Below are 23,807 nucleotides of genomic sequence, written 5' to 3'. Positions count from 1 at the left end.
TGTTTCACACCCAATTTAACTGCACAAGTAAAACTCTATTTTGAGATATACTTACGCATTTACCGTGACTAAATTTTCAATTTCTGAAGCCTGAGTAGGCAATTTTGCAGTCAAAACTTCTCTTCCCCTGTCTGTTACGAGTATATCATCTTCAATCCTAATTCCCCGAACATCTGCAAATTTTTCTAACTCGTCCCACTTTACAGAATCTTTATATTTTGTCCGAGTTTCGGGGTTGTATAAAATAGCCGGAACCTGATAAAACCCAGGTTCGATGGATACCAGCATTCCCTCCTGTAAAACTCGATTTAACCGCAGGAATCCCCAACCAAAACGACTGCTTCTAACTCTCCCTGTTTCATAGCCAGCAAAATCGCCTAAATCTTCCATATCGTGAACATCTAAACCAATTAAATGTCCGATGCCATGCACAAAAAATAGCGCATGAGCATCCCTAGCCACCAAATCTTCAACATCACCTTGCAAAATACCCAAATCAACCAATCCAGCCGCCATAGTCTGAGCAGCTAACAGATGAATATCTTGGTATTCAACACCAGGACTAATCTTCTCAATACAAGCATCGTGGGCTGCCAAAACCACATCATAAATGGCGCGCTGAGTCGGAGAAAACTTTCCAGAAACAGGCCAAGTACGAGTCACATCGGCGGCCCATCCCAGTGCTGTTTCTGCACCCACATCTGCTAATAGTAAATCTCCTGTTTGTAGCGAATTGTGATAATGTTCACTGTGTAAAACTTCTCCGTGTACGGTGACAATACTTGGATAAGCAGTGGTCATATTTTGTGATATAATCGCACTTTCCATTGCAGCACGAACACCAGCTTCGATTTGAGCTGTGGGAGTGGCGGCTATTCCGGCTTTGTGAGCTGCCACGGTGACAGCAGCCGCTGCTCGTAATTCTGCCAAACTTGCAGCATCTTGGGTGAGACGAAGTGATATAATTGCCTTGGTTAGTTCTAGGTCAATGCCTGCGGGTGATTGAGATGGTGTCAAAGGGCGATCGAGAATTTGTGACTGTTGCGACTGAATCAAGCTATCCTGAACAGTGATAGTTGCTGCATTCGCAGATCGCGATTTCAACTGGGCCATGGGAAAATCAGCCTCAGCCCCCATTAGTGCCGCAATTTCCGCTCTTTTCGGCATTTCTCCATGCCACAGGGTGCTGCTAGGAAGTGCGTCATCCATGAACAGTTCTAACTTGCCAGATTCTAAACGAATCGCCGCATTTTCTAAGGGTAAACCCGCAAAATAGAGAAAGTGACTGCTGGCACGAAAGGGGAACTTCAGAGCCGGATAATTACGAGAAATACTGCGACCAGACCAGAGAATTGTGGGAAAATCAATTAAACTCGCCAGTTTTTCTCTTCGCTGACGCAAAGCAATGGTCAACAATTCGTAATCAGGGAAAATATTCATGGCGATCGGCTCTATTGACTGTTTTATATTTATACTTTAAAATATAACTAAAATCCTTAAAAAAACCATGAAAAATCATCATAAAACCAATTATAGTTCTAGGGAAGCGCCGGATTGGCCGATCGCAAATTTGCCCGGATTAAGCAATGAAGACCAGTCTCAACTAGCAGGATGCGGAATTAGCACCACCGCCCAACTAATTGGGCAGACTAAAACACCAACGGCGAAGGTATCGTTAGCGCATCAGTTGCAGGTTGATATTCGATACATTAACAAATGGGTAGCGATGGCAAATTTGGCTCGAATTCCCAGTGTAGGGTGTGAGTATTGCGGGCTGTTACTCCACGCAGGCGTCGCTTCTCCCGCTCAACTAGCTCAAATGCCCGTGGGGAGATTGCACCAACAAATATTGAGGCTGCACGTAGCCACAATGCAGCGGAACGATTTGACTCCTTCAGTCGATCGCGTGCAAAAATGGATTCAAGATGCTAAATTAGTCATTAGTCAGTAGTCATTGGTCATTAGTTATTAGTTATTAGTTATTAGTTATTAGTTATTTGCAGTTCCCTGAGCGAAGTCGAAGGGTCAAGGGCTTATTCGTTATTCCAATGCCCAATGCCCAATGCCCAATGCCCAATGCCCTATTCCCAATGCCCAATGCCCTATTCCCAATGCCCAATGCCCAATGCCCAATGCCCTATTCCCAATGCCCTATTCCCAATGCCCAATGCCCTATTCCCAATGCCCAATGCCCAATGCCCAATGCCCAATGCCCAATTCCCAATTCCCAAATATGATGTCAATTCAAGTTTACGGAATCCCCAACTGTGGAACCTGCAAAAAAGCTTTCAACTGGTTGGAAGATAATGCAGTTACCTATGAGTTCATTAACACCAAAGAAAATCCACCCACTCGCGCAATGATTGAAAAATGGGTAAATTCCTTGGGGTTTCAACCCATGCGAAACACTTCCGGTCAATCTTACCGTGCTTTGGGCGAAGTTCGGAACAATTGGACAAACAAAGAGTGGATTGAGGCGTTTGCTAAGGATGCGATGCTGCTAAAACGTCCTCTTTTTGTTAAAGACGGAACAGCGGTTTTAGTAGGTTTCAAAGAAGACGCAATTCGAGAAAAATTGGGGCTTTCAACAACCTGAGTTTAGCCAGTTGTTCGCCGCAAAAACTTAACTCCGCCCACATCATCACTGAAACCCCACCGTTCATAAAAGGGTATCATCTTCGGCAAACAGTAAAGTCCTAATCTTTCAACAGCTTGCAATTTAGGATGATTTACCACTGCATCCATCAACTTCACACCCAGTCCCATCTTTCGGTGCGTCGGGTGGACTATGACATCAAAAACCGTTCCTATGTAGACAAAATCGGTGATGACGCGAGTAAAAGCAATTAGCCGATCGCCCTCATCGACCAAACCAATGATAACATCAGTGGTGGCGAGCATTTTCACCACATCCTCGCGGGTGCGTTTGTCACACCAGAATTCGTTTTTGTATAATTCCATCAAATCGGAAACCTGGCTTTCTGTCAGAGTTTCAACCATCCGATAATTATCCATTTTGTCGGTCATACTCTATTTTACCGTAATCTAGTTTATGCTTGTACTTCTGTTTCCTGGGTTTCAAATACCACTTTTGCATAAATCTCGCTCATCGACATTTGCACTTCCACCGAAGCAAAAGAAACTGTTGCTGATTCTCCCTCATATTCCCGAAACAACCAATCATTCGATTCAGTTTTAATATATTGTGTCACTAAAAACTCAGATTGATTGACTAATACATATTCTCGGAATTCAGGAATCGATCGATAAAACCGAAACTTGTCCTCTTTATCGAAATCCTTGGTAGACTTAGAAAGCACTTCCACAATCAGCACCGGATTGAGTATTTCATCCTTGCGTCCATCATTAAAAATAGGATCTCCTGCAATTACCATAACATCCGGGTAAGTTCCGCGTCGATACCGAGGAATCCACAACCGCAAATCATTGTGAAAAAGCTCATAGGAATTCTCCTCAAGCAAATTTCCCAAAACTCTACTCAAATTGCGGATAATTCGGCTGTGATTAATAGTACCACCAGTCATTTGTACAATTTCTCCATCGCGGTATTCATTTCTGAACTCAGCAGTTTCCTCCAACTCCCGGTACTCATCTAAAGTATAAAACTTTTGCTTACTTTGTACTAACATTTTTACCTCTGTACAAACTCTTATCTGCGTTAATCTGCCTACATCTGCGGTTAAAAAAGATAATTTAATCACTCTCCTGCGTTTCAAATACAACCAACTCATAAATATCGCTCATCGACATTTGCACTTCGACCGAAGCGAAGTAAACTATTGCCGATTCTCCCTCATATTCCCGAAACAACCAATCATTAGATTCAGTTTTAATATATTGTGTCACTAAAAACTCAGATTGATTGACTAATACATACTCGCGAAATTCAGGAATCGATCGATAAAACCGAAACTTGTCCTCTTTATCGAAATCCTTGGTAGACTTAGAAAGCACTTCCACAATCAGCACTGGATTGAGTATTTCATCTTTCCGTCCCTCTGTACAAACTAATTCTCCTTCAACTACCATCACATCTGGATAAGTTCCGCGTTGATACCGAGGAATCCACAACCGCAAATCACTAAATGGTCTGGCACTTTTACCTCGCAAAGCATATTTCAAGAAGGCATGGATATTACCTATAATTTGACTATAATCGATCGTACCACCAGCCATTTGTACAATTTCTCCATCGCGATATTCATTTCTAAACTCAGCAGTTTCCTCTAACTCCCGGTACTCATCTAAAGTATAAATTTTTTGCTTACTTTGTACTAACATTTTCACCTCTACACTAAGTTGCATCTGTGTTAATCTGCGTACCATTAGCGCAAACTTCACGCACACTTGCTTCCCGATCTGCTGGACAAGCAGGTAACAGAGCAATCGCTCTATTGCCTGCTATTGAGTTCTGAGAGGGATTCTTAAAAGCTTTACGCTAACTACTGGTTACTATTGCTACTGTATCTCATAAACTTGCAATCTGCTGTAAAAGCGATCGATCTCCTGTAACCGATTGCTGGGGAGGGCGCGTGTCAGGGTTTACACTGGAAATTGGAACAGGTGTTGGAGATTTTTCACTTCGGCTAAAAGAGGAGTTGCAAGGAGACTATATTCGGTGGGTGAAGTGGCAGTCTGAACTAGGGCAACCAGGGTATCATCAAACTTTTAAACTTGATGGAGAACATCGTAAAAATTGATGCCTACGTCATTGCAGTTATTCATATTAAGTTAATATATGTTAAAATGGTTAGCGAATAGTTTTAAAATGCAGCTAAATGAGAGCCAACCATGACTGTAGCACCAATCCAAACGAAGCAACTGCTTACTTTTGAACAATTTATCAAGCAACTTCCCGATGAAGGCCGTTATGAACTGGTAAATGGAGAAATTGTGAGAATCTTACCAATAAGACTACATGAGGATGTTGCCGATTTTCTCATTAAACAATTTGATAGAGAAGTCGATCGCGTCCCTCTAAATTACAGGGTATCTGGCAGATTTATGCTGAGAACGTTAACCCAGAATGGTAAAGAACAAGGCCGCCACCCCGATGTCACTGTAATAGATAAAACTATTTGGGAATCCAAACCCTTCGACTATTCAGCCCTAACTGAACCTCCACAATTAGTGGTAGAAGTTGTCTCGACAAATTGGGAAGATGATTATATCGACAAGCTGGATGAATATCAGCGTCTGGGAATTACTGAATATTGGATTGTGGATTATTTAGCGTTGGGTAGCAGAAACTATTTGGGCAACCCGAAAGAGCCGACTGTTTTTGTTTACCTGCTCGATGAAAATGGGGTTTATCAAATGAGTGCTTACCGAGGGAGCGATCGCATTATATCCCGAACTTTCCCCGAATTAGCATTGACAGCAGAGCAAGTATTGGATCTATGATATCAAATCCAGCTTAAATATTGCTTTATCTCTTAGTCTGCGAAGGCAGACTTGGTTTGACTTTCGGCCGGTTGAAACCGCCGATCGCACCCACAAAAAAAACGCCCAACTTCAAAAAGTCAGGCGCTTTCCCATCTCTCAAAACCAGGTAAACTTAATTCCGGCGAGACAACAAGTTAGATTCGATTTTTGCAGCAGCTACCACAGGCTGTACCTGACTCAATGCCGACTGCAACATGGGAGTGTTAGCAACAGCATCATTAGCCATATTAAACAAAGGATTCGACAAAATACCAGCCAAAGTTGTCGCCACCAAAGTCAGTACAACACTGACTTGCAAAGGGCGCATTCCTTGAACATTCCAGCGAATTTCAGGATAATTTTTGACAACATCGGACATCTCTTGAGGTTCCTTGACTACCATCATCTTGACGACGCGGATGTAGTAGTAAATCGAAATTACGCTGGTAATTAATCCCAGAATAACTAAGCCGTAAAGTCCAGCTTGCCAGCCGGCCCAGAATAGATAAATCTTGCCGAAAAATCCAGCCAAGGGTGGAATTCCGCCGAGGGAAAGCAAACAAATACTCAAGGCCAAAGTTAACAGTGGGTCTTTTTGATACAAACCGGAGTAGTCGCTAATTTGGTCGGTGCCAGTCCGCAATGAGAACAGGATGATGCAGGCGAAAGCACCTAAGTTCATAAACAGGTAAACCAACAGATAAAATATCATGCTGGAATAACCGGCTTCGGTTCCTGCAACTAAACCAATCATGACAAAACCGGCTTGGGCGATCGACGAATAAGCCAAAAGCCGCTTCATGCTAGTCTGAGCAAGAGCTACTACATTTCCCAACACCATGCTGAGAATTGCTAGGGCTGTGAATACGAAGTGCCACTGTTCGATAAGTACGGGGAAAACCGTAGTTAACAAGCGGATGGCTAGAGCGAAACCGGCTGCTTTGGAACCGACTGAAAGGAATGCCACAACGGGTGTTGGCGAACCTTCATAAACGTCTGGTGTCCATTGGTGGAAGGGAACCGCAGAGATTTTGAAGGCAATTCCGGCGATCGCAAATACCAACGCAATCACTAAACCTAGAGATTGACCTTCATTCACAGTAGGAAGATGAGAGGCGATCGCACTTAAGGTAGTTTCGCCGCCAGACAACCCGTACAACAGCGACAGCCCGTAGAGAAACACCGCCGAAGAAGACGCACCAATTAACAAATATTTCAAAGCAGCTTCATTGGAACGCGGGTCACGTTTTGTGTAACCTGTCAGTAAATAAGACGAGATACTGAGAGTTTCCAATGAAATAAAAATCATCACCAATTCATCAGCACCAGAAAGGAACATTCCCCCCAAAGTAGCGGTGAGCAAAATGCCGATAAATTCCGCTAAAGCAGTCCCAGTTTGCAATACATAGCGGACGGATATCAAAATAGTGACAGCCGCAGTCAAAGCAATAATTCCGCGAAATACTAAACTCAAGGCATCGCTGTTAAAACCGCCTAGAAACGAGATAGTATTAGTGTTGTCCGCTTGCAAACACAAGGCACCGACGGCCGCCAGCAAACCGGCAACAGCAACGTAGGGAGTCCAACCAGAGGAACTGCGGCCTACGATTAAATCGCCGACGAGGACAACCAAGAGGGTGACAATGATGATTCCCTCTGGCAATATAGTTCCAGCATTTAGCTGGGCGGCAAGAGTAGCAAAATCCATATTTTCAGACAAGTTGGGTAATACAGGCTAGGGAAGCCTGTAATTGGGCAGTGAAATGTTAGAAATTCTTTACCAAACACCGATTGTAGCTGATTAGAGCCTCGCGCTCCCAGTTTGGGGCGTGTTTGTTGCGATATCTTGCAGATGGGCGATCGATGTGGGCGCTGTCAACGGCTTCCCCGGCTGTGCCTGGGAACCCATGCGCGTAGGCTCGGCCTGGTCGATCGCACGCGCAAACAAGAGCCTCTGCGTCCACAAACAGGCAAAGCGCGATCGGGCTGAGATTTTCCTCAAGATTGACATCAATGTATTCAAGTAATTTGAGAAATCTAGATCGATAGGCATCAAAAGCTTTTACATTCACAAAGTATCCTCCTTGGCTATCTCAAGGCCATCTCTTAAGGCGGACTAAAACCTGACAGAAGTTGCTGTATGCTACTATCGCTACAAGAATTGTTTAGGATTCCACGGAAATTGAGAACGATACCTAATAATTACATTATCGATCAGAGTAGAGTCCGTATTTTCTTCATATACATGGTAGCCAATATACCCTCGCTGATAGCAGTGGATATTTTTTGCTAACAAAGGTTCTGTGGGATCGCCTCTAACTGCCTCTGGAAAAATGCGATCGACCCATTCATTAGCAATGTCTAAACTCAATTGCTGATTAATTCCTTTTTCATAAATGACGGCTGCATAGGGAGACTCAAGTTCCTTTTCCTGGTTAAACAGCAAGAACAAGTCGATATTTGACAATTCACTAACTAACTCAACATATCCCTCTTCTGCACCCCGTAGATGCAGGTAGTGGTAATAATATGCAAGATGCCAGGATGCAAGTCGAATCATTTCAGGGTCATCATAGTTCCCCAACTCAATTAATAGCGGTTCAAGGGCTGGAACTTTGCTGGATTCATCTGTCGCAGCAGCAAGAGCAAGCCCTACACGCCCCATATCAATCAGGCGGCGAACCGCACCAGCATCCCGACTAAACCGTTCGTGAGCATCAAACGCTAAGTTGCAAGGGAAGTAGCAGATATAAGGTTCTGGTTCAGGCGAATTCTCTAAAATATCCAACAACCATTCTTTGGCATCAGAACCTTTTTTCGGGATAACGTCCCAGAACGCACCTGCTACCCCCGGGCGATCGAGTTCCTTGTTGTAAATTAACTGCATCATCTCGTCAAGTGGTGGTATTCCAATAATCGCTTGTTGGTTGCGCTCATAATTTTCATCAATATACCATTCCCAATATTCATGTTTTTTGACACTCTTACCATAAAAAACACCAATCTGATAAGCAGCGCAAGCTCTAATTAGCAGGTCAGCATCATCTAGCATTTCTAACAAATTTTCCCCTACTTCTTGCCAAGTCGAATCATAAGCACCCAAGAAAAGTTGTGCTGCTAATATCGCCTTTTTTGTAGGAATCTCTCGCTCTTCTGAAGCAGCCAATTGGTCTAACCATTCGAGAAATAAGCGGTTATAAGGTGGTTCTTTTGCCAAGAACTTGAAGCCATAACAAAATTTCTCAAAGATGTTGGGCTTGTTTGGAGTTTGGTTTGCGATCGCGTCACAGATAGATTTCATGCGCCTGTCGATCGGTCTTGGTTGGTAATCTTCACAATTAGAGCGTTGCGACTGTTCTATTTCTAGAGCATCGATTAGGTTGTCAATTGCCCTGTGCCAAATCTGCCATTCTTTATGTTCAAGCAAATTAATAAATGTTTCAAAAATTATATCCCACTCATTTGAACTGTAGGGAAAATTGAGTGAAATGTCTAACAGTTTAATGGGATCTCTGTAACTTTGGGGTGAGAAAGCTTCGGGGGTGAATATTTTTTCTCGAATCGATTTAATACTTGGCTGAGAACCTTCTTCTTGAATCATAGCACTCAAAAGTATTTTTCAGATACTAGCTAGGGCTAAGCTAACACAACCTGATGCTGTTGTTACTGCTGTCGATCGCTCACAAAGCGCGACAAGATACAAATGTTGGGTTTGTGTAGTCAAATATTATCGCTTAGTGCGTCGCTCGATCGATTATCGCTGTTTGTTTGAGGATAGTAGATGGCGACACAACCCTACGAATACTCCCAAATACGAGTATGATAAATACGATCGCCCTGGGGATGATTAAGCAGAGGTCGGATCGGGTATTTCAATGGGGAAGTTTGCCTTCTCATAGGCTTCGACTAAGGTACTGAGGATATCTAATCGATCGCATTCCTGGGTATTGGGCGCTGCATCAAACAGTGATTCAATTACTCGCAGGGCTTCCTGATAATCTGTTTCTGTTTTAATTGGGTGTAATTCCATACATCAACCTCTGTTTATATAATTCCACAATATCTGATGTTAGCCGGTGAGGGCGATCGACTATTTGACCAATTCTCGATCGCATTTCAAGTCTTTTTTGCGGGGAAACCATCAAATCTTGCCCAATCTCACTCTAAAATCTACAAGAGAGGAACTATCAACCCGCATTCAGCAGTCTCAGCATCCAGTGCATCTCGTAGAGACGCGATAGTTAGGAGACGGCTGGCCTTAGTCCCTACCCGAAATAATATTGTAGGGACTAAGGCCAGCAGTCTCCCTACCCAAAATAATATTGTAGGGACTAAGGCCAGCAGTCTCCTAATTTCTTGTCATCTTTAAGCCGATCGGCAATAACTTACAAATTAAGGTAGTTTGAAAATAAGCCCTCAATTTTTCCAAAAGCCTTGACATCTGACCTACACTCTGTAAATTAAACACTCACTTCTGCGCCGCCATCCATATATAAAAGATGCCATGTCAACCTTAGTCATCGTCGAATCTCCCACAAAAGCCCGTACCATTCGCAACTTCCTGCCCTCCACCTACCGTGTAGAGGCATCAATGGGCCATGTGCGCGACCTCCCATCCTCCGCCGAAGAAATACCAGAAGCCGTTAAAGGAGAAAAATGGGCGCAACTCGGCGTAAACGTGGAGGCAGACTTTGAACCCCTCTACGTCATCCCCAAAGATAAAAAGAAAATTGTCAAAGAACTCAAAGACGCCCTCAAAGACGCCACAGAACTGATTCTAGCCACTGACGAAGACCGAGAAGGCGAAAGCATTTCCTGGCATTTGCTGCAAATCCTCAAACCCAAAGTTCCCATCAAACGGATGGTGTTCCACGAAATCACCCGTGAAGCCATCCGCGACGCTTTGACTCACTGTCGCGACATCGACAATCGAGTCGTACAGGCCCAAGAAACTCGGCGGATTCTAGACAGACTCGTCGGTTACACCCTTTCTCCGCTATTGTGGAAAAAAATCGCTTGGGGCTTGTCCGCCGGCAGAGTGCAGTCAGTCGCCGTGCGCCTTTTAGTGCGCCGGGAACGGGAACGCCGCGCCTTCCGCCAAGGTAGCTACTGGGATTTGAAAGCGACTTTGACCCCCCCCAACCCCCCCCTTGGTAAGGGGGGGGCTTCGGACAATACCCCCCTTGGTAAGGGGGGGGCTTCGGACAATACCCCCCTTGGTAAGGGGGGACAGGGGGGTGCATTTGAGGCCAAACTGGTAACAGTAGGCAATGTGAAAGTTGCCAACGGTAGCGATTTTGATGAGAATACTGGCGGAATTATCGCAGGCCGCCGCGTACTTTTGCTGAACGAAGAACAGGCGCGGGCTTTACTCTCACGCATTCAAAACAAACCTTGGACTGTCACGAACCTAGAAGAACGGCCAGTCACCCGCAAACCTTCGCCGCCGTTTACAACCTCGACTTTGCAGCAGGAAGCTAACCGTAAGCTGAGGCTGGGAGCGCGGGAAACCATGCGAATTGCCCAAAGTCTCTACGAACGCGGTTTTATCACCTATATGCGGACGGATTCGGTGCATTTATCCGAACAGGCGATCGCCGCAGCCCGCAGTTGCGTCCAAGAACTATACGGTAGCGAATACCTCAGCCCCAAACCGCGCAAATATACGACCAAAAGCAAAGGAGCCCAGGAAGCCCACGAAGCTATTCGTCCTGCTGGTAGCACTTTTCGGACTCCACAGCAAACCGGGTTAGATGGCGTTGACTTCCGCCTCTACGATTTAATTTGGAAACGGACTGTGGCTTCTCAAATGGCTGATGCGCGCCAAACTCACGTCACGCTACTGACTCTGGTGGAAGATGCGGGTTTCCGTTCCAGCGGGAAACGCATCGATTTTCCCGGCTTTTTGCGCGCCTACGTGGAAGGTTCCGATGACCCGGATGCGGCTTTGGAAGACCAAGAGGTGATTTTGCCGGCGCTGAAGGTGGGCGATAAACCTAATTGCAAAGATTTAGAAGCCGTTGGCCACGAAACTCAGCCGCCCGCCCGTTTCACCGAAGCTTCACTCGTTAAAATGTTGGAAAGCGAAGGCGTGGGTCGTCCGAGTACCTATGCGAGTATTATCGGCACTATAGTCGATCGCGGTTACGCCAAATTAATTACCAACGCCTTAATTCCCACATTCACCGCTTTCGCCGTCACAACTTTATTGGAAACACATTTTCCCGATTTAGTAGACACCGGTTTTACTTCCCGAATGGAACAAACCCTGGATGAAATTGCCACTGGCGAAGCTAAATGGCTGCCGTATTTGGACAAGTTTTATCGAGGGGAAACTGGACTTCAAACTCAAGTCAAAGAACAGGAAAGTCAAATCGATGCCAAAGTTGCCCGAACTGTGGTATTGGAGAATATTTCGGCTAAAGTGTGCATCGGTAAATACGGCGCTTACCTGGAAGCTGACAGGGAAGAAGGGCCGGTGAAAGCATCGATTCCTCAAGATTTGACTCCGGCGGATTTAGACCCGGAACAAGTCGAGTTTCTGTTAAAGCAAAAAACTGAAGGGCCGGAAAAATTAGGTCTGCACCCGGAAACTGGGGAACCGATTTTTGTGCTGATTGGTAGTTATGGGCCCTACGTTCAGTTAGGGGAAGTGTCGGAAACTAACAAGAAACCGAAGCGGACTTCTTTGCCGAAGGGGACGGACAAAGATACGATGACCTTAGAGATGGCTGTGAGCTTGCTGACTCTGCCGCGCTTCTTGGGAACTCACCCGGATACGGGGGCGAAGGTGCAGGCTGCTTTGGGGATGTATGGGCCTTATGTGGTGCATGACCAGGGTAAGGTTGGTAAGGATTATCGATCGATCAAACCACCTGATGATGTTTTGACTATAACGCTCGATCGGGCTTTAGAGTTATTATCGCAGCCGAAAGCCGTGCGCGGTAGCAAATCAACGACACCTTTGAAGGAATTGGGCGCGCATCCAGAATCGGGAGAAATGATCAATGTTTACGATGGCCGTTACGGGCCCTACGTCAAACACGGGGATATCAATGCTTCCTTGTCTAAGGATGAATCTGTGGAGAATTTCACCTTACAAAAAGCACTGGATTTGTTAGCAGCGAAGGAAGCAGCGGGCGGCGGCAAATCTAGCAGCAAGTCGAAGAAGTCAACGAAGACAACTGCGGCGAAGTCGGAAACTGCGGCGAAGAAAACCACTACTGCAAAGAAAACCACTGCGGCGAAGAAAACAACTACTGCGGCGAAGTCGGAAACGGCAGCTAAGAAAACCACTGCTGCTAAGAAGACGACGACGACTGCGACAAAGACTAAGAAAGAAACTAAGTAAAATTAGTTTAGTTTTTTGTCTGAGATTGGAACCCCGGTTTTTTAGTAGAAAAACCGGGTTTTTATCGGGTTATTTCGTTTGTCCGCGAGTCTGCCAGGGAATGAATTCCCTGTCTCATAGCGAAAGTCGGTTGAAACCGACTCAAGAATAATGTAGCTATTATAGTATACTCAGATCAAATTATTCCTAAATTATCCTCCTCATGAATGCCCCAGCCACTACCCTTCAAGCTGCATTACAAAGTCTTCCTCAAGGCGCTTTGGAAGCTATTGTTAGTTCTAATTTTTCACCTCAGTTTTTGCAAGCATTGGGTTTTCAATCTAATGAGGTTATTCCCCAGTATGATACTGATGGTGGTGGAATAGTCGATCGAGCAGCTAGAAAAATTATTGGAGATGATATTTTCTTACACACAAAATCTAATCCCCATCTCCTGGTAGAGCTAAAAGGAAAAAATATCAATCTTACTGAAGGTACAGCAGATTACTTAAAAACCGTCGCTCAACTTAAGCGACACTTACTTGGCTCTAAATGCAGATCGGCAAAATGGGGAATTATTACTAACTCATCCCATATTCAACTGTTTAGAAAGCATGGAAAAGTAATATTCCCAGCCACTCAATGCTTGGCTATAGACTTGAATAATGTCGAGCGAGTTGTTGCCGATATAAAAAAGAAGATTGAATCACAAAGTAGAGCGTTGACAGTAACAATCTATAATAATAAAGGAGGTGTTGGCAAAACAACTACAACAGTTAACCTCGCAGGTATTTTAACTTACTTGGGCAAGAAAGTTTTAGTAATAGATTTTGATTTCAATCAACAAGACTTAACAAGTGCTTTGGGTATTCCTGTCAGTGATGGGGTTCTGATCGAGGCTCTTACAAATAAAAACGTAGGTCTAAAATCTGCTGTACATGAATATAAATTTTCTAATAAAAAAATAGAACTCAGTTTTGATATTATTCCTGCTGAAAATGAACTGGCTAGCGACTCCGATCGACAACTTCGCACGTTAATGCGACTGTATGGACTGTACAATCAGCTCGAATTTGCAAGGCAGGAATACGATTATATATTGATAGATTCATCCCCAAATTGGCGTTTCAATAGTCAACTTGCGGTGTATGCGGCTGATGTTATCCTCATTCCTACAAAGCACAACAACCTTTTCTCGCTAGAGAATGCGGCAATGGCAATTCAGAAATTTATTCCTGAGATACAAGCCGAGAAAGAAGATGGAAGTCCCATTGCCTTACCTATCTTTTTTAATGGAGAAAAGATTACAGAGCCACAGCGAGAAGCTGCTCAAAAAGCAATCAAAAATATTTTGAACAATGCTAAAAAAGACAGATTCGATCTACTGCCTTACTTTTATCCTAAGTACACCAGTGCGAAAAAAGACTTATACATTCCTGAAGTGCCAAGTTATGCTAACATAGCTAGTTCTGTATTTTTACGCACTCCTGCTGTTTATCGCGATCGTTCTGCCCATGAATACTACAAAAAATTAGCAAAGGAGTATTTTTTACAATGAAAAGCTCTAACAGTATTGGGACTTTGATGCACCTCCCCATAAATGAAATAGACCCCGGAGATTATACTAATATCCCTGAGTTTTTGCTCAAAGCTACTGCAAATATACTTAAACAAAATGGTGGACGAAACTGGATTCCTGTCATTGTCAAAGACATTGGTAAAGATAGCTATCAAGTTATTGGCAATTCCTTTGTTTATGCTGTAGCGGAAGAAGCAGGGCTAGAAAGAGTCTGGTGCATTATTGCTGACGACAATGATGATACTACTAAACTTGCTAAAATCCTTGCAGGTGAGGAAAAGCCTAAAATTAATCTTTCCACAGCATCCAGAGATGAAATCATGGCAGCATTGCAATATTTGAAAGAACAGCCAAACAGCGAAATAAAATCAGTTATACTGGCTGTAGCTACAAATAAAATTTATGAGGCTCCTCGTAAGTATTGGAAAAATTTTGAACCACTCATAAAATTGAAATGCGGTATTACCGGCAAACAACTTGACGCAATTAAGAGTGTATTTGATCTGACTCCTCAATCAATGCCAGATACAATAAACGACGTGACTCTTCTCAGAACAATGACTGTGGTTCAATTAAAAGAAATAGCCAAGAAAAGGGGAATTGCTGGCATCAGTAAGATGAAGAAAGATGCTCTCATTGAGGAGCTAAGCTAATGGACAACGAAAAAACTGCATTAATCCAGAACTAGAAAGGTTACTATACCGTTGTGGCGGGATTTGGATTAAGGGCGATCGCATATTTTGGCGAACCATTATGCAGTAGTATTAATTTGTCTCTCTTTCTTTGCACATCTTTCATGCGGCGGGATTCAATATTCTACAAACTGTTCGGACAAGCGCCAACTTTGCTGTTCGATCTACTGACGACAACTCCAGCAAATGCTGCCAATTATCGCTTTGACTCGGTTGCAGTCAAAGAACCTAAATTTGAAATTGACGGCGTATTTTTGCCCCCAGAATCTGAGGAACCGGGCATTGTCTATTTTTGTGAAGTTCAGTTTCAGAAAGACGAACAGCTTTACGAACGGTTGTTTGGCGAATCGTTTTTATACTTTTACCGCAATCGCAGTCGTTACAGCGATTGGCAAGCTGTGGTAATTTATCCATCTCGCAGTGTCGAACAAAGCGATGTTTATCCTTATCGAGCTCTGCTCAACAGCAATCAGGTGCATCGGATATGCTTAGATGAGTTGGGGGATATTCGCGCTTTGCCTTTAGGGATTGCGCTGATGGTGTTGACGACTGTCGGGGAGACTCAAGCACCAGCAGAAGCAAGATATTTGCTGAGCCGAGTGCAGCAAGAAGTTCCACCAGCAGCAGGTCGTGACATAATAGATCTATTAGCAACTATTATGTCGTACAAATTTACATCGTTGAGTCGAGCCGAGGTGGAATCAATGTTGGGAATTACATTACAGGAAACGAGATTCTATCAAGAAGCTAAGGCGGAAGGACGGCAGGCAGAAGCCTGTGCCCTGATTGTCCGACAATTAACCCGTCGGTTACGGCAAGAAATTTCTGAGGAAATGCGATCGCGCCTTGCCAATCTGCCCTTGCTAGTGCTCGAAGATTTGAGTGAGGCGCTGTTGGATTTTGCTACTATGGCTGATTTGGAGGCTTGGCTGGAGGCGCAGCAGTCGGAAAGATAAGAATTTAGCGAGTTATGAGGGCTTCAATAGCTGATGCACTTTACTCGCTAAATTTCGTCAGCCTCGTCTTGTTGTCGAATTGCTGACTCAATTTCGTCAGAATAAGCTTCAGTATAAGCCCAAACATTTACCAAATCAGCAGCACTGAGATGGGGATAGCAATCTAGGATAAAAGCATCGGTAGCGCCATCATTTCGATAGCTGGCGAGTAACCAAACGGGAATACGAGTTTTGTCTATACAAGCATCACCGCCCATCACGCTGGGGGTTTTTGTAATCGGGCGGCCGCTGTTTTTAAAACTCTGGGTTAAGATGTTGATTGCCTCAGCTTTGTCGATCGGCGTTAAGGCCAAAAGTTGTGCTTCTAATTCTGGGATTGTCATAGAATCTATGTGATTTATGAATTAGGTATCTATTTGCTATTATAGTGCGATCGCCCGCACCAGTTTTTTATCCTGGTACGCTGACTCCGCCTAAAATGAAGACCTTAGACCTCCTGCAAAAATCCTTTTAATTAAATTTCAGGACGAACAAAATGCCCATCCCACAAGAAAAAAAGATTTGTGTGGGATGGGCATTTTGCCCGTCTTAGCTATTTTTGCGAGAGGTCTGTGATTTGATTGATGACAGACAAGGTTGCCAGATATTATATTAACCGATCGCTCTTTTTACTCAAAAAGCGCGATCGGCAAAACGATATTAGATCAGGATTGGGGTGAAATCAGTCGAGGCGATCGCACTTGGAATCACGCCTTTGAGAGTTGCTAACAGTTGATCGCTATTTGCAAGGCGGATTAATGTATCGCTGCCACTAGCAGTAATACTTAATTGGTTAAAGCCCAAACCGCCAGACAATCCAATTACATCTTGACCTTTTCTGAAGTCAAGAATTATATCGCTTGACTGATTTCCTACTAACACAAAAGTGTCATTACCACTGCCACCCGTTAGCGTATCATCGCCAGCACCGCCGTACAGCAAATCATTGCCAGCGCCACCGGTGAGGATGTCATTGCCCTTGCCCCCGTACAGCGTATCGTTGCCAGCGCATCCGTCAAGAACATCGTTGTCGCTGTCGCCGGATAACCAGTCGTTGCCATCACCGCCACAGAGAGTGTCCTTACCTTGACCGCCAAAGAGAGTATCGCGATCGCCTTCACCTAATAGTAGATCGTTGTCTTTGCCACCAAAGATAGAATCGCTGCCGCTGCCGCCCAAAATCGTGTCGTTACCTGAGTCGCCACTTAGCCAATCGTTGTCAGCGTCGCCCAGAATGACATCGTTATCTTTGCCACCGTATGCTGTGTCGTCCCCCGGACCACCAGTTATGCGATCGCTGCCACCCAAGCCAACAAGCCTGTCATTGCCCGCCAAACCGCTGATCGCATCTTTGCTTGCGCTGCCTGCGATCGAGTCGTTACCAGCAGTCCCGGTGCGAGTAACATCAGTCACTAACAAGGTGATGTTACTCAAATCCAAGCTATCGCAGAGGCAAGTATCTATATCGGGAGTGGGTGTTGGTGTTGGTACAGTCGTCGGTGTTGGTGTGGGTGCAGGTGTTGGTGTTGTTGGTACAGTCGTCGGTGTTGGTGTAGGCGTTGGTGTAGGTGTTGGTACAGTCGTCGGTGTTGGTGTAGGCGTTGGTGTAGGTGTTGGTACAGTCGTCGGTGTTGGTGTTGGTGTTGGTGTAGGTGTGGGTACAGTCGTCGGTGTTGGTGTTGGTGTTGGTGTAGGTGTTGGTGCAGGTGTTGGTATTGGCGTTGGTGCGGGTGTTGGTATTGGCGTTGGTGCGGGTGTTGGTGTTGACAACGCCGTAACATTCCGAGGATTGAAGCCTGTTGGATCTATGAGTAGCGCTTTAGGGAAACTCGTCGCTACGTTTTGCCACGGCGTCAACTTGAAATTCGTGCTGAAATTCTCGTTTTGACTATCAAAAACCTGCGGATCGTTGAATCCATCTTGAGTCACCAACAAACCGGAGGGGAAGTTAGGGCCTAAAGGCACATTAACGACATCAGCGCCGTCAGATTGCTGGTTGCTGTCGATCGCACCATTAGTACCGATCGCAAATTCACCAATAAATCCATTACTGCCACCGCGATCGTACACTGCAAACGTGTTGCTTCCCTGGCTGGAGGCGAGAAGATAACCCTTACCGTTCTCTCCGTAATAGATGGTCAGTCCTTCCACATCATCTACCAGTACAGTACCGCCTTGCGCCCGCGTGCGATCGATTAATGTGCCGGTAGAATTGCCAGTCGGTTCGGCCGAGTATTTCCAGATGCCAACATCTTCCTGTCCAACATACAAGAATCCTAATTGTTGGTCGGCAACCATACCTTCGAGTTGAGGCGATCGTCCAGCCGGTACTGCCGGTGGATTAGCTACCGTAAAATTCCGTACTAGCTTAGCACCTACTTGACCGGAAGCAGTTGCAGACAGTTCAAACTGTGCGACATCCCCAGTATTGCGGCGGTTGACAAAAACGTAAGATTTGCCAGTCGTCAGAGAACGGTACGAAGTTAAACCGTAGGCATTACTTTCGTCAGCAGAAGCTGCGGCGCTAAACGTCGGCGTGCGGAAAAGAGTACCAATGCTAGGATCGGTGATATCTTTGAGAGTCTGAGCTGGAGTAGCCGCATTGGGATCGATCTGGAAAATAGCTAATTTGTCATTGCGCCGATCGCTAGCGATCGCCAAATCCACCGTGCGATCGCCCAGCTTGAAACCATACACCAGATCGACATTGTTATAGCGAATGCGATCGGTAGCTGAAACCCCAGGATTAATCGACTGCAACAGATTTCCCTGCAAATCGTACACCCGCAACCCAGCATTTTTCGCCGTCGCCACCACTAAACTCTTAGCAGCATCTGTAGGGTGAACGTAAATCGCCGGATCGTCCGCATCTGCCCGCAGTTGTGCCGACACATTCGGATCGTCCAGCAGTGAAGGCGTTGTTTCCACCGTTGGTTTTGCCACCCCTACCGGAGTAGCTAAAATTAACTGACCGCCTTCTGCGTGGTTCCCCCGCAAAATTGTAGTGCTAGTTCCCGAATTTTTGATCGTGTGGGCCTGAACGTCAAACAGATAAGAACTTTGGCTGGAATTCGACCCAAAAGCAACAATCCCAGAAGATTCCCATTCACCGGGCGTGGTGAAGTTATTAAAGTTAGCGCCTCCAGCATTTTCGTTAATCTCAAACAGCGGTGACACCGTTCGAGCACCTAAAGCCCGACCATTATTGGCAGCAATATTGTACGACCAGATCCGGCCGTCGCGTTTTTCTGCCTTCATCACCTCACCGCCAAATGCCGTCTCGTCTTCCTGAAGCAAGACATTGCCTTGGGCGTCTACAGTCAGGTTGTCGTAGCTGACACCCTTACCAGGCCCTCCTTCCAGCAACAATTCAAAATTGCTAATTTGACCCGTCGGATTAGTAGCATTTAAGCTGAAGCGATAGAGTTTGCCGTAAGGATTTTCAGCCTGACTAGCGGTAGTCGTTGTAGTGCTTACTCCGGGCAAATTATTCGTCCCAGTAGTAACAAAGTAGAATGTACCGGGGTTTTTGGGGTCTTCAGCAATGTCTTCCAATCGGCGGAAGTTAGTTGAACGTCCAGAGGCATTCACCCAATTACTCAAGGCTGTACCATCAGAAACCACGCTAGAGTCTACCTCAGTCCAAGTTCCAGTCATCGCGCCAGTTTTGGAAACTTGTCCTTCGTTGTCAATGGTTCCCACACGCAGGACATACAATTTCCCGTTGTTAAACCCGTTGGGGTCAGCAGCGGTTTGATCTCCAACGAACATATAAAGTTCGCCGTCGCCGGTGTCTTCAGTAGAGATCAGAACTGTTTTTTTGCTTGCGTTACCGGCGCGGTACTGGGAAGCAGAAACGACATTTTCTTTAGAATAGCGTCCCAAGCCATTAAGGGCGATCGCAGTTCCATCCGGCTTGACTGCAAAACCACGGCTAGCCGAATCAGTTTCTTCTGGCGCAAACCAAATCGGTGTAGAGTTGCCACTGCTGTCAACAAACCCAGAATCAGCCAAGTATCCCGAACAGAAGCGGCCAAAATTCAAAGTTTCCGGGCCCGTGCTACTTTGGAAGCTGTAGTTTCCGCTTGTTAAATCCAGGGCAAATGTTTTTGCACCGTCTTGAACTCGTTCAATTAAATTCCGACCGCCGATCGCCTTCCAATTTGAGTCAAACTCAAATAAGGAGACTCTGGCACCTTTGATTTTGGAACCTGTTGCTGTGCTAGAAATGTCTGTGCTTGTTGTATTACCTAATTCGTGGTTGACCCAGACATAGAAGTTACCGTTGGGACGTTGTTGAATACCTAAACCATCGGGAATGCCTGTGAAAGCATAGCGATTGGTTGTGTTGGCGGTGTAGCTGCCAAAATTTCCAGTCAATTGGGGAATTTCGTCGCCTACTGTCAAGAGAGGGGTCAGTTTGTAACCTGCACTCAGATTGCTGTCACTGATATTGTTGACGTAAGTAGGGGCGGCGGTATTGCCGTTAATATTAGTCATAGGTTTGCCGATTAGTTCTTAAGAAATTACCTGGAAATTTGGCTCTGAATCTGCGTAGCTGCCAGGATTTGACGCCCGTCGCATCCAAAAAGCGGGCATATCAATAATCAATATCCACAAGAAGCTTCCCATACTTTCATTAAAAATAAGTACATATTTAGGTTAAGTTATAGTTATAGAAAAGCTCACATCACAGCAGGTTTTAACTTCACTTGACCGGAATTCGTTAAATGTTTAATCGAGAGTTTAAATATAAATTAAATTCTTGAATCGTATCTATCTCTGACTAATAATTGTCTCCCCTCAGCCTCAACCCCATCAACCTTTCAACTTGTATCCCGCTGACAAAACTCATCCAGCAACTTAAAAAAATATTCAAATCCCTCCCTTTCATCCACTGAGTAAAGCATGATAATTTTTGCCCAATAATTCACCGGCTGTACATTAAACCGTTTCTGCAACCAGGGGAGAAACTCCCCGTAAAAAATATTTTCCTATTCGCTTGGCTCAATGCCTAATTCTCGTCTCGCTGTTTTATAACCAGTTATTGCTTTTATAGCCTCTAAATTGCGCGAGATTCAGGCATAATTTAACCTTAATTTAAACTTTTATTTAGACAAAAACAAGCTACAATTCAATTGTTTATGTGAAAGACAGGGAGTTTAAATACCAAACGTCACAAATAACAAATTAATCCCGATCGCACTTCGCGACAAACTTCGCGACAAACTTCGCAACAAACTTTAACCAAACAACCACAACTCAGGAGTCAATAGCCGATGATGCTAGAAACGACCGAAATCCCGCAATTAAAACCGCTTTCCGACTCAGAACTAGGCAAAATCAACGCTTACTGGCGGGCCGCAAACTACCTTTCCGTCGGACAAATCTACCTTCTAGACAACCCGCTACTCAAAGAACCCCTCAAACTCGAACACGTCAAACCCAGACTCCTCGGACATTGGGGCACCACTCCAGGCCTCAACTTCATCTACGTTCACCTCAACCGACTCATCAAAGCCCAAGACTTAAACGCTATCTACATCGCAGGCCCAGGACATGGCGGGCCGGGCTTGGTGGCTAACACCTATCTCGAAGGAACTTACACCGAATATTACTCGAACATTTCCCAAGATTCCGAGGGAATTCAACGACTGTTCAAACAGTTTTCGTTTCCCGGCGGTATCCCCAGCCACGTCGCGCCGGAAACTCCGGGTTCGATTCATGAAGGCGGGGAACTTGGCTACGCCCTGGTCCACGCTTACGGGGCGGCCTTCGATAATCCCGATTTAATCGTGGCTGCGGTTGTCGGGGATGGGGAAGCAGAAAGTGGCCCGCTGGCTGCTAGCTGGCATTCTAACAAGTTTCTCAACCCGGTTCGGGATGGGGCCGTGTTGCCGATTTTGCACCTGAATGGCTACAAAATTGCCAATCCTACCGTGTTGGCCCGCATTCCGCGCGAGGAATTGGAGAGTTTGATGGTCGGTTACGGCTACAAACCTTATTGGGTCGAGGGTTCAGACCCGGAAACGATGCACCAGTTGATGGCTGCAACGATGGATACGGTCATTGGCGAAATTAAGGCGATTCAGCAGGAAGCGCGGACTAATGGCTATTCCGATCGCCCTCAGTGGCCGATGATTGTACTTAAAACTCCCAAGGGTTGGACCGGGCCGAAGCAGGTTGATGGGAAGCAAACCGAGGGTTCGTGGCGATCGCACCAAGTTCCATTAGCTGAAATGGCTTCTAAGCCCGGTCACGTCCAACTCCTGGAAGATTGGATGAAAAGCTACAAGCCGGAAGAACTCTTTGACGAACACGGTAAGTTAATTCCCGAATTGGCGGAATTAGCACCAAAGGGCGATCGACGGATGGGGGCAAATCCGCACGCTAACGGCGGTCTGCTGCTGCGAGACTTGAAAATGCCAAAATTTGCAGACTACGCCGTAGACGTGCAAAAACCAGGCACTGTGATGGCAGAAGCAACCCGCGTGACTGGTCGCTTTCTGCGTGATGTGATGAAACTCAATCAGGATAACCAGAATTTCCGCATTGTCGGGCCCGACGAAACTGCTTCAAACCGCCTCGATCCGGTGTTTGAGGTGACTGGGCGGGAGTGGATGGGTAGTATTTTGCCGGAGGATGACGAGCACCTTTCTCCCGACGGCCGCGTCATGGAAATCCTCAGCGAACATCTGTGTCAGGGTTGGCTGGAAGGCTATTTGCTAACAGGAAGGCACGGATTTTTCTCCTGCTACGAGGCGTTTATCCACATCATTGACTCGATGTTCAACCAACACGCTAAATGGTTGAAAACTACTCGCGAGATTCCTTGGCGGAGACCGATCGCATCTCTCAACTACCTCTTAACTTCTCACGTTTGGCGGCAAGATCACAACGGGTTTTCTCACCAAGATCCGGGCTTTATCGACCACGTAATCAACAAGAAATCTGAGGTGGTGCGGATCTATTTACCGCCCGATGCGAACACTTTGCTGTCAGTAACTGACCACTGTCTCCGCAGCCGGCACTACGTGAACGTGATTATTGCTGGGAAGCAGCCGGCTTTGCAATATTTGGATATGGATGCTGCGATTAAACACTGCACGGCTGGTATCGGGATTTGGGAGTGGGCTAGCAATGACAAAGGCGGCGAACCGGATGTGGTAATGGCTTGTGCGGGTGATGTTCCGACGCTGGAAACTTTGGCGGCTGTTGACATTCTGCGTCGAGATTATCCTGAGTTAAAAGTGCGGGTGGTGAATGTGGTGGATTTGATGACGCTTCAGCCTTCGAGTGAACATCCTCACGGTTTGTCTGACAAGGATTTTGATGCTTTGTTCACGACAGATAAGCCGGTGATTTTTGCTTTTCACGGCTATCCTTGGCTGATTCACCGATTGACTTATCGCCGGACAAATCACTCGAATATTCATGTTCGTGGTTATAAGGAGGAGGGAACAACTACGACGCCCTTTGATATGGTGGTGATGAACGATCTCGATCGCTTCCATTTAGTTGGTGATGCGATCGATCGCGTTCCGAAACTAAGTTATGCTGCGGCTTACGGGAAACAGGCGCTGCGGGATAAGCTGATCGAGCACAGGTTGTATATCACCGAACATGGCGACGATCTGCCGGAAATCCGCGATTGGAAGTGGCCTCACGGGGGTGTCGTTTCGTCTGAAACGCCCAAGGAAACTAAAGATCCGACGGCGACAGGAGATCAAGGTGTGCGATCGGGTGCGCCTGGGTAGGGCAGGGCA

19 protein-coding genes are annotated in these 23,807 nt (G+C 45.7%); 8 read left to right on the top strand and 11 right to left on the bottom strand.

What is annotated here, in order from left to right:
- Nucleotides 1-51 precede the first annotated feature (51 nt).
- A complete protein-coding gene (locus P2A85_RS22735; RefSeq protein WP_377475660.1) occupies nucleotides 52-1,440 on the bottom strand; it encodes an aminopeptidase P N-terminal domain-containing protein in 1,389 nt (462 codons plus the stop codon).
- 67 nt (nucleotides 1,441-1,507) lie between these two features.
- Between P2A85_RS22735 and P2A85_RS22730 the strand changes: the two genes are divergently transcribed.
- Nucleotides 1,508-1,951, top strand: a complete 444-nt coding sequence (locus P2A85_RS22730) for a DUF4332 domain-containing protein (protein WP_377475659.1) — start codon at nucleotides 1,508-1,510, stop codon at nucleotides 1,949-1,951.
- 282 nt (nucleotides 1,952-2,233) lie between these two features.
- Nucleotides 2,234-2,596, top strand: a complete 363-nt coding sequence (locus P2A85_RS22725; protein ID WP_377475658.1) for a Spx/MgsR family RNA polymerase-binding regulatory protein — start codon at nucleotides 2,234-2,236, stop codon at nucleotides 2,594-2,596.
- Between the two features lie 2 nt (nucleotides 2,597-2,598).
- Here P2A85_RS22725 and P2A85_RS22720 read toward each other — a convergent pair whose 3' ends face one another.
- From P2A85_RS22720 to P2A85_RS22710, 3 genes are all read right to left on the bottom strand, one after another.
- Nucleotides 2,599-3,027, bottom strand: a complete 429-nt coding sequence (locus P2A85_RS22720; protein WP_377475656.1) for a GNAT family N-acetyltransferase — start codon at nucleotides 3,025-3,027, stop codon at nucleotides 2,599-2,601.
- A gap of 23 nt (nucleotides 3,028-3,050) precedes the next feature.
- Nucleotides 3,051-3,650, bottom strand: coding sequence for a Uma2 family endonuclease (locus tag P2A85_RS22715; RefSeq protein WP_377475655.1), 600 nt, complete (start codon nucleotides 3,648-3,650; stop codon nucleotides 3,051-3,053).
- Between the two features lie 64 nt (nucleotides 3,651-3,714).
- Complete coding sequence (locus tag P2A85_RS22710) at nucleotides 3,715-4,347, bottom strand: Uma2 family endonuclease (RefSeq protein ID WP_377475654.1); 633 nt, start codon at nucleotides 4,345-4,347, stop codon at nucleotides 3,715-3,717.
- 465 nt (nucleotides 4,348-4,812) lie between these two features.
- Between P2A85_RS22710 and P2A85_RS22705 the strand changes: the two genes are divergently transcribed.
- Nucleotides 4,813-5,424, top strand: coding sequence for a Uma2 family endonuclease (locus P2A85_RS22705; RefSeq protein ID WP_377475653.1), 612 nt, complete (start codon nucleotides 4,813-4,815; stop codon nucleotides 5,422-5,424).
- Between the two features lie 154 nt (nucleotides 5,425-5,578).
- On the opposite strand, the gene P2A85_RS22700 is transcribed toward P2A85_RS22705, so the two are convergent.
- The 5 genes from P2A85_RS22700 to P2A85_RS22680 form a co-directional block, all read right to left on the bottom strand.
- Entirely contained in the window at nucleotides 5,579-7,153 is a 1,575-nt protein-coding gene (locus P2A85_RS22700) for an NAD(P)H-quinone oxidoreductase subunit N (protein WP_377475652.1), read from the bottom strand.
- Nucleotides 7,154-7,211: 58 nt separating this feature from the next.
- Nucleotides 7,212-7,517: a hypothetical protein gene (locus tag P2A85_RS22695; protein WP_377475651.1), complete on the bottom strand. Its 306-nt coding sequence runs from the start codon at nucleotides 7,515-7,517 to the stop codon at nucleotides 7,212-7,214.
- An 80-nt stretch (nucleotides 7,518-7,597) separates the two neighbouring features.
- Nucleotides 7,598-9,046, bottom strand: coding sequence for a hypothetical protein (locus P2A85_RS22690; protein WP_377475650.1), 1,449 nt, complete (start codon nucleotides 9,044-9,046; stop codon nucleotides 7,598-7,600).
- A 246-nt stretch (nucleotides 9,047-9,292) separates the two neighbouring features.
- Nucleotides 9,293-9,475, bottom strand: a complete 183-nt coding sequence (locus tag P2A85_RS22685; RefSeq protein WP_377475648.1) for a type II toxin-antitoxin system HigA family antitoxin — start codon at nucleotides 9,473-9,475, stop codon at nucleotides 9,293-9,295.
- Nucleotides 9,456-9,587, bottom strand: coding sequence for a hypothetical protein (locus P2A85_RS22680; RefSeq protein WP_377475647.1), 132 nt, complete (start codon nucleotides 9,585-9,587; stop codon nucleotides 9,456-9,458). Before P2A85_RS22680 ends, P2A85_RS22685 begins: the two co-directional genes overlap by 20 nt.
- 362 nt (nucleotides 9,588-9,949) lie before the next feature.
- Here P2A85_RS22680 and topA point away from each other — a divergent pair, with 362 nt between their 5' ends.
- From topA to P2A85_RS22660, 4 genes are all read left to right on the top strand, one after another.
- Nucleotides 9,950-12,796, top strand: coding sequence for a type I DNA topoisomerase (topA, locus tag P2A85_RS22675; protein ID WP_377475646.1), 2,847 nt, complete (start codon nucleotides 9,950-9,952; stop codon nucleotides 12,794-12,796).
- Nucleotides 12,797-12,998: 202 nt separating this feature from the next.
- Nucleotides 12,999-14,333, top strand: coding sequence for an AAA family ATPase (locus tag P2A85_RS22670; protein WP_377475645.1), 1,335 nt, complete (start codon nucleotides 12,999-13,001; stop codon nucleotides 14,331-14,333).
- Nucleotides 14,330-15,007 carry a Rho termination factor N-terminal domain-containing protein gene (locus P2A85_RS22665; protein ID WP_377475644.1) on the top strand — a complete coding sequence of 226 codons (678 nt, stop codon included), beginning with the start codon at nucleotides 14,330-14,332 and terminating at the stop codon, nucleotides 15,005-15,007. The genes P2A85_RS22670 and P2A85_RS22665 overlap by 4 nt, the downstream gene beginning before the upstream one ends.
- A gap of 53 nt (nucleotides 15,008-15,060) precedes the next feature.
- Nucleotides 15,061-16,002: a DUF2887 domain-containing protein gene (locus P2A85_RS22660; RefSeq protein ID WP_377475643.1), complete on the top strand. Its 942-nt coding sequence runs from the start codon at nucleotides 15,061-15,063 to the stop codon at nucleotides 16,000-16,002.
- 47 nt (nucleotides 16,003-16,049) lie between these two features.
- On the opposite strand, the gene P2A85_RS22655 is transcribed toward P2A85_RS22660, so the two are convergent.
- Together P2A85_RS22655 and P2A85_RS22650 are read right to left on the bottom strand one after the other, a co-directional pair.
- Nucleotides 16,050-16,385 (bottom strand): DUF433 domain-containing protein, encoded by a 336-nt coding sequence (locus P2A85_RS22655; protein ID WP_377475641.1) that lies wholly within the window; start codon nucleotides 16,383-16,385, stop codon nucleotides 16,050-16,052.
- 316 nt (nucleotides 16,386-16,701) lie between these two features.
- The gene (locus P2A85_RS22650) at nucleotides 16,702-20,541 is read right to left on the bottom strand and encodes a phytase (protein ID WP_377475640.1); all 3,840 of its coding nucleotides are present in this window, start codon (nucleotides 20,539-20,541) and stop codon (nucleotides 16,702-16,704) included.
- A gap of 779 nt (nucleotides 20,542-21,320) precedes the next feature.
- Here P2A85_RS22650 and P2A85_RS22645 point away from each other — a divergent pair.
- Nucleotides 21,321-23,798 (top strand): phosphoketolase, encoded by a 2,478-nt coding sequence (locus tag P2A85_RS22645; RefSeq protein ID WP_377475639.1) that lies wholly within the window; start codon nucleotides 21,321-21,323, stop codon nucleotides 23,796-23,798.
- Nucleotides 23,799-23,807 lie beyond the last annotated feature (9 nt).

The sequence above is a fragment of the Microcoleus anatoxicus genome, assembly GCF_042465725.1.
GTDB lineage: Bacteria > Cyanobacteriota > Cyanobacteriia > Cyanobacteriales > Microcoleaceae > Microcoleus > Microcoleus anatoxicus.
Note: the sequence above shows the minus strand (reverse complement) of the source record. Positions and strands in the feature narration are given on the sequence as shown.

Bases quoted from the DNA above. Each gene is read 5' to 3' on its own strand.
- P2A85_RS22670 (WP_377475645.1), top strand. From the start codon at position 12,999: ATGAATGCCCCAGCCACTACCCTTCAAGCTGCATTACAAAGTCTTCCT.
- P2A85_RS22725 (WP_377475658.1), top strand. From the start codon at position 2,234: ATGATGTCAATTCAAGTTTACGGAATCCCCAACTGTGGAACCTGCAAA.
- P2A85_RS22720 (WP_377475656.1), bottom strand. From the start codon at position 3,027: ATGACCGACAAAATGGATAATTATCGGATGGTTGAAACTCTGACAGAA.
- P2A85_RS22700 (WP_377475652.1), bottom strand. From the start codon at position 7,153: ATGGATTTTGCTACTCTTGCCGCCCAGCTAAATGCTGGAACTATATTG.
- P2A85_RS22645 (WP_377475639.1), top strand. From the start codon at position 21,321: ATGATGCTAGAAACGACCGAAATCCCGCAATTAAAACCGCTTTCCGAC.
- P2A85_RS22735 (WP_377475660.1), bottom strand. From the start codon at position 1,440: ATGAATATTTTCCCTGATTACGAATTGTTGACCATTGCTTTGCGTCAG.
- P2A85_RS22665 (WP_377475644.1), top strand. From the start codon at position 14,330: ATGAAAAGCTCTAACAGTATTGGGACTTTGATGCACCTCCCCATAAAT.
- P2A85_RS22710 (WP_377475654.1), bottom strand. From the start codon at position 4,347: ATGGTACGCAGATTAACACAGATGCAACTTAGTGTAGAGGTGAAAATG.
- topA (WP_377475646.1), top strand. From the start codon at position 9,950: ATGTCAACCTTAGTCATCGTCGAATCTCCCACAAAAGCCCGTACCATT.
- P2A85_RS22650 (WP_377475640.1), bottom strand. From the start codon at position 20,541: ATGACTAATATTAACGGCAATACCGCCGCCCCTACTTACGTCAACAAT.
- P2A85_RS22730 (WP_377475659.1), top strand. From the start codon at position 1,508: ATGAAAAATCATCATAAAACCAATTATAGTTCTAGGGAAGCGCCGGAT.
- P2A85_RS22715 (WP_377475655.1), bottom strand. From the start codon at position 3,650: ATGTTAGTACAAAGTAAGCAAAAGTTTTATACTTTAGATGAGTACCGG.
- P2A85_RS22685 (WP_377475648.1), bottom strand. From the start codon at position 9,475: ATGGAATTACACCCAATTAAAACAGAAACAGATTATCAGGAAGCCCTG.
- P2A85_RS22655 (WP_377475641.1), bottom strand. From the start codon at position 16,385: ATGACAATCCCAGAATTAGAAGCACAACTTTTGGCCTTAACGCCGATC.
- P2A85_RS22690 (WP_377475650.1), bottom strand. From the start codon at position 9,046: ATGATTCAAGAAGAAGGTTCTCAGCCAAGTATTAAATCGATTCGAGAA.
- P2A85_RS22680 (WP_377475647.1), bottom strand. From the start codon at position 9,587: ATGGTTTCCCCGCAAAAAAGACTTGAAATGCGATCGAGAATTGGTCAA.
- P2A85_RS22705 (WP_377475653.1), top strand. From the start codon at position 4,813: ATGACTGTAGCACCAATCCAAACGAAGCAACTGCTTACTTTTGAACAA.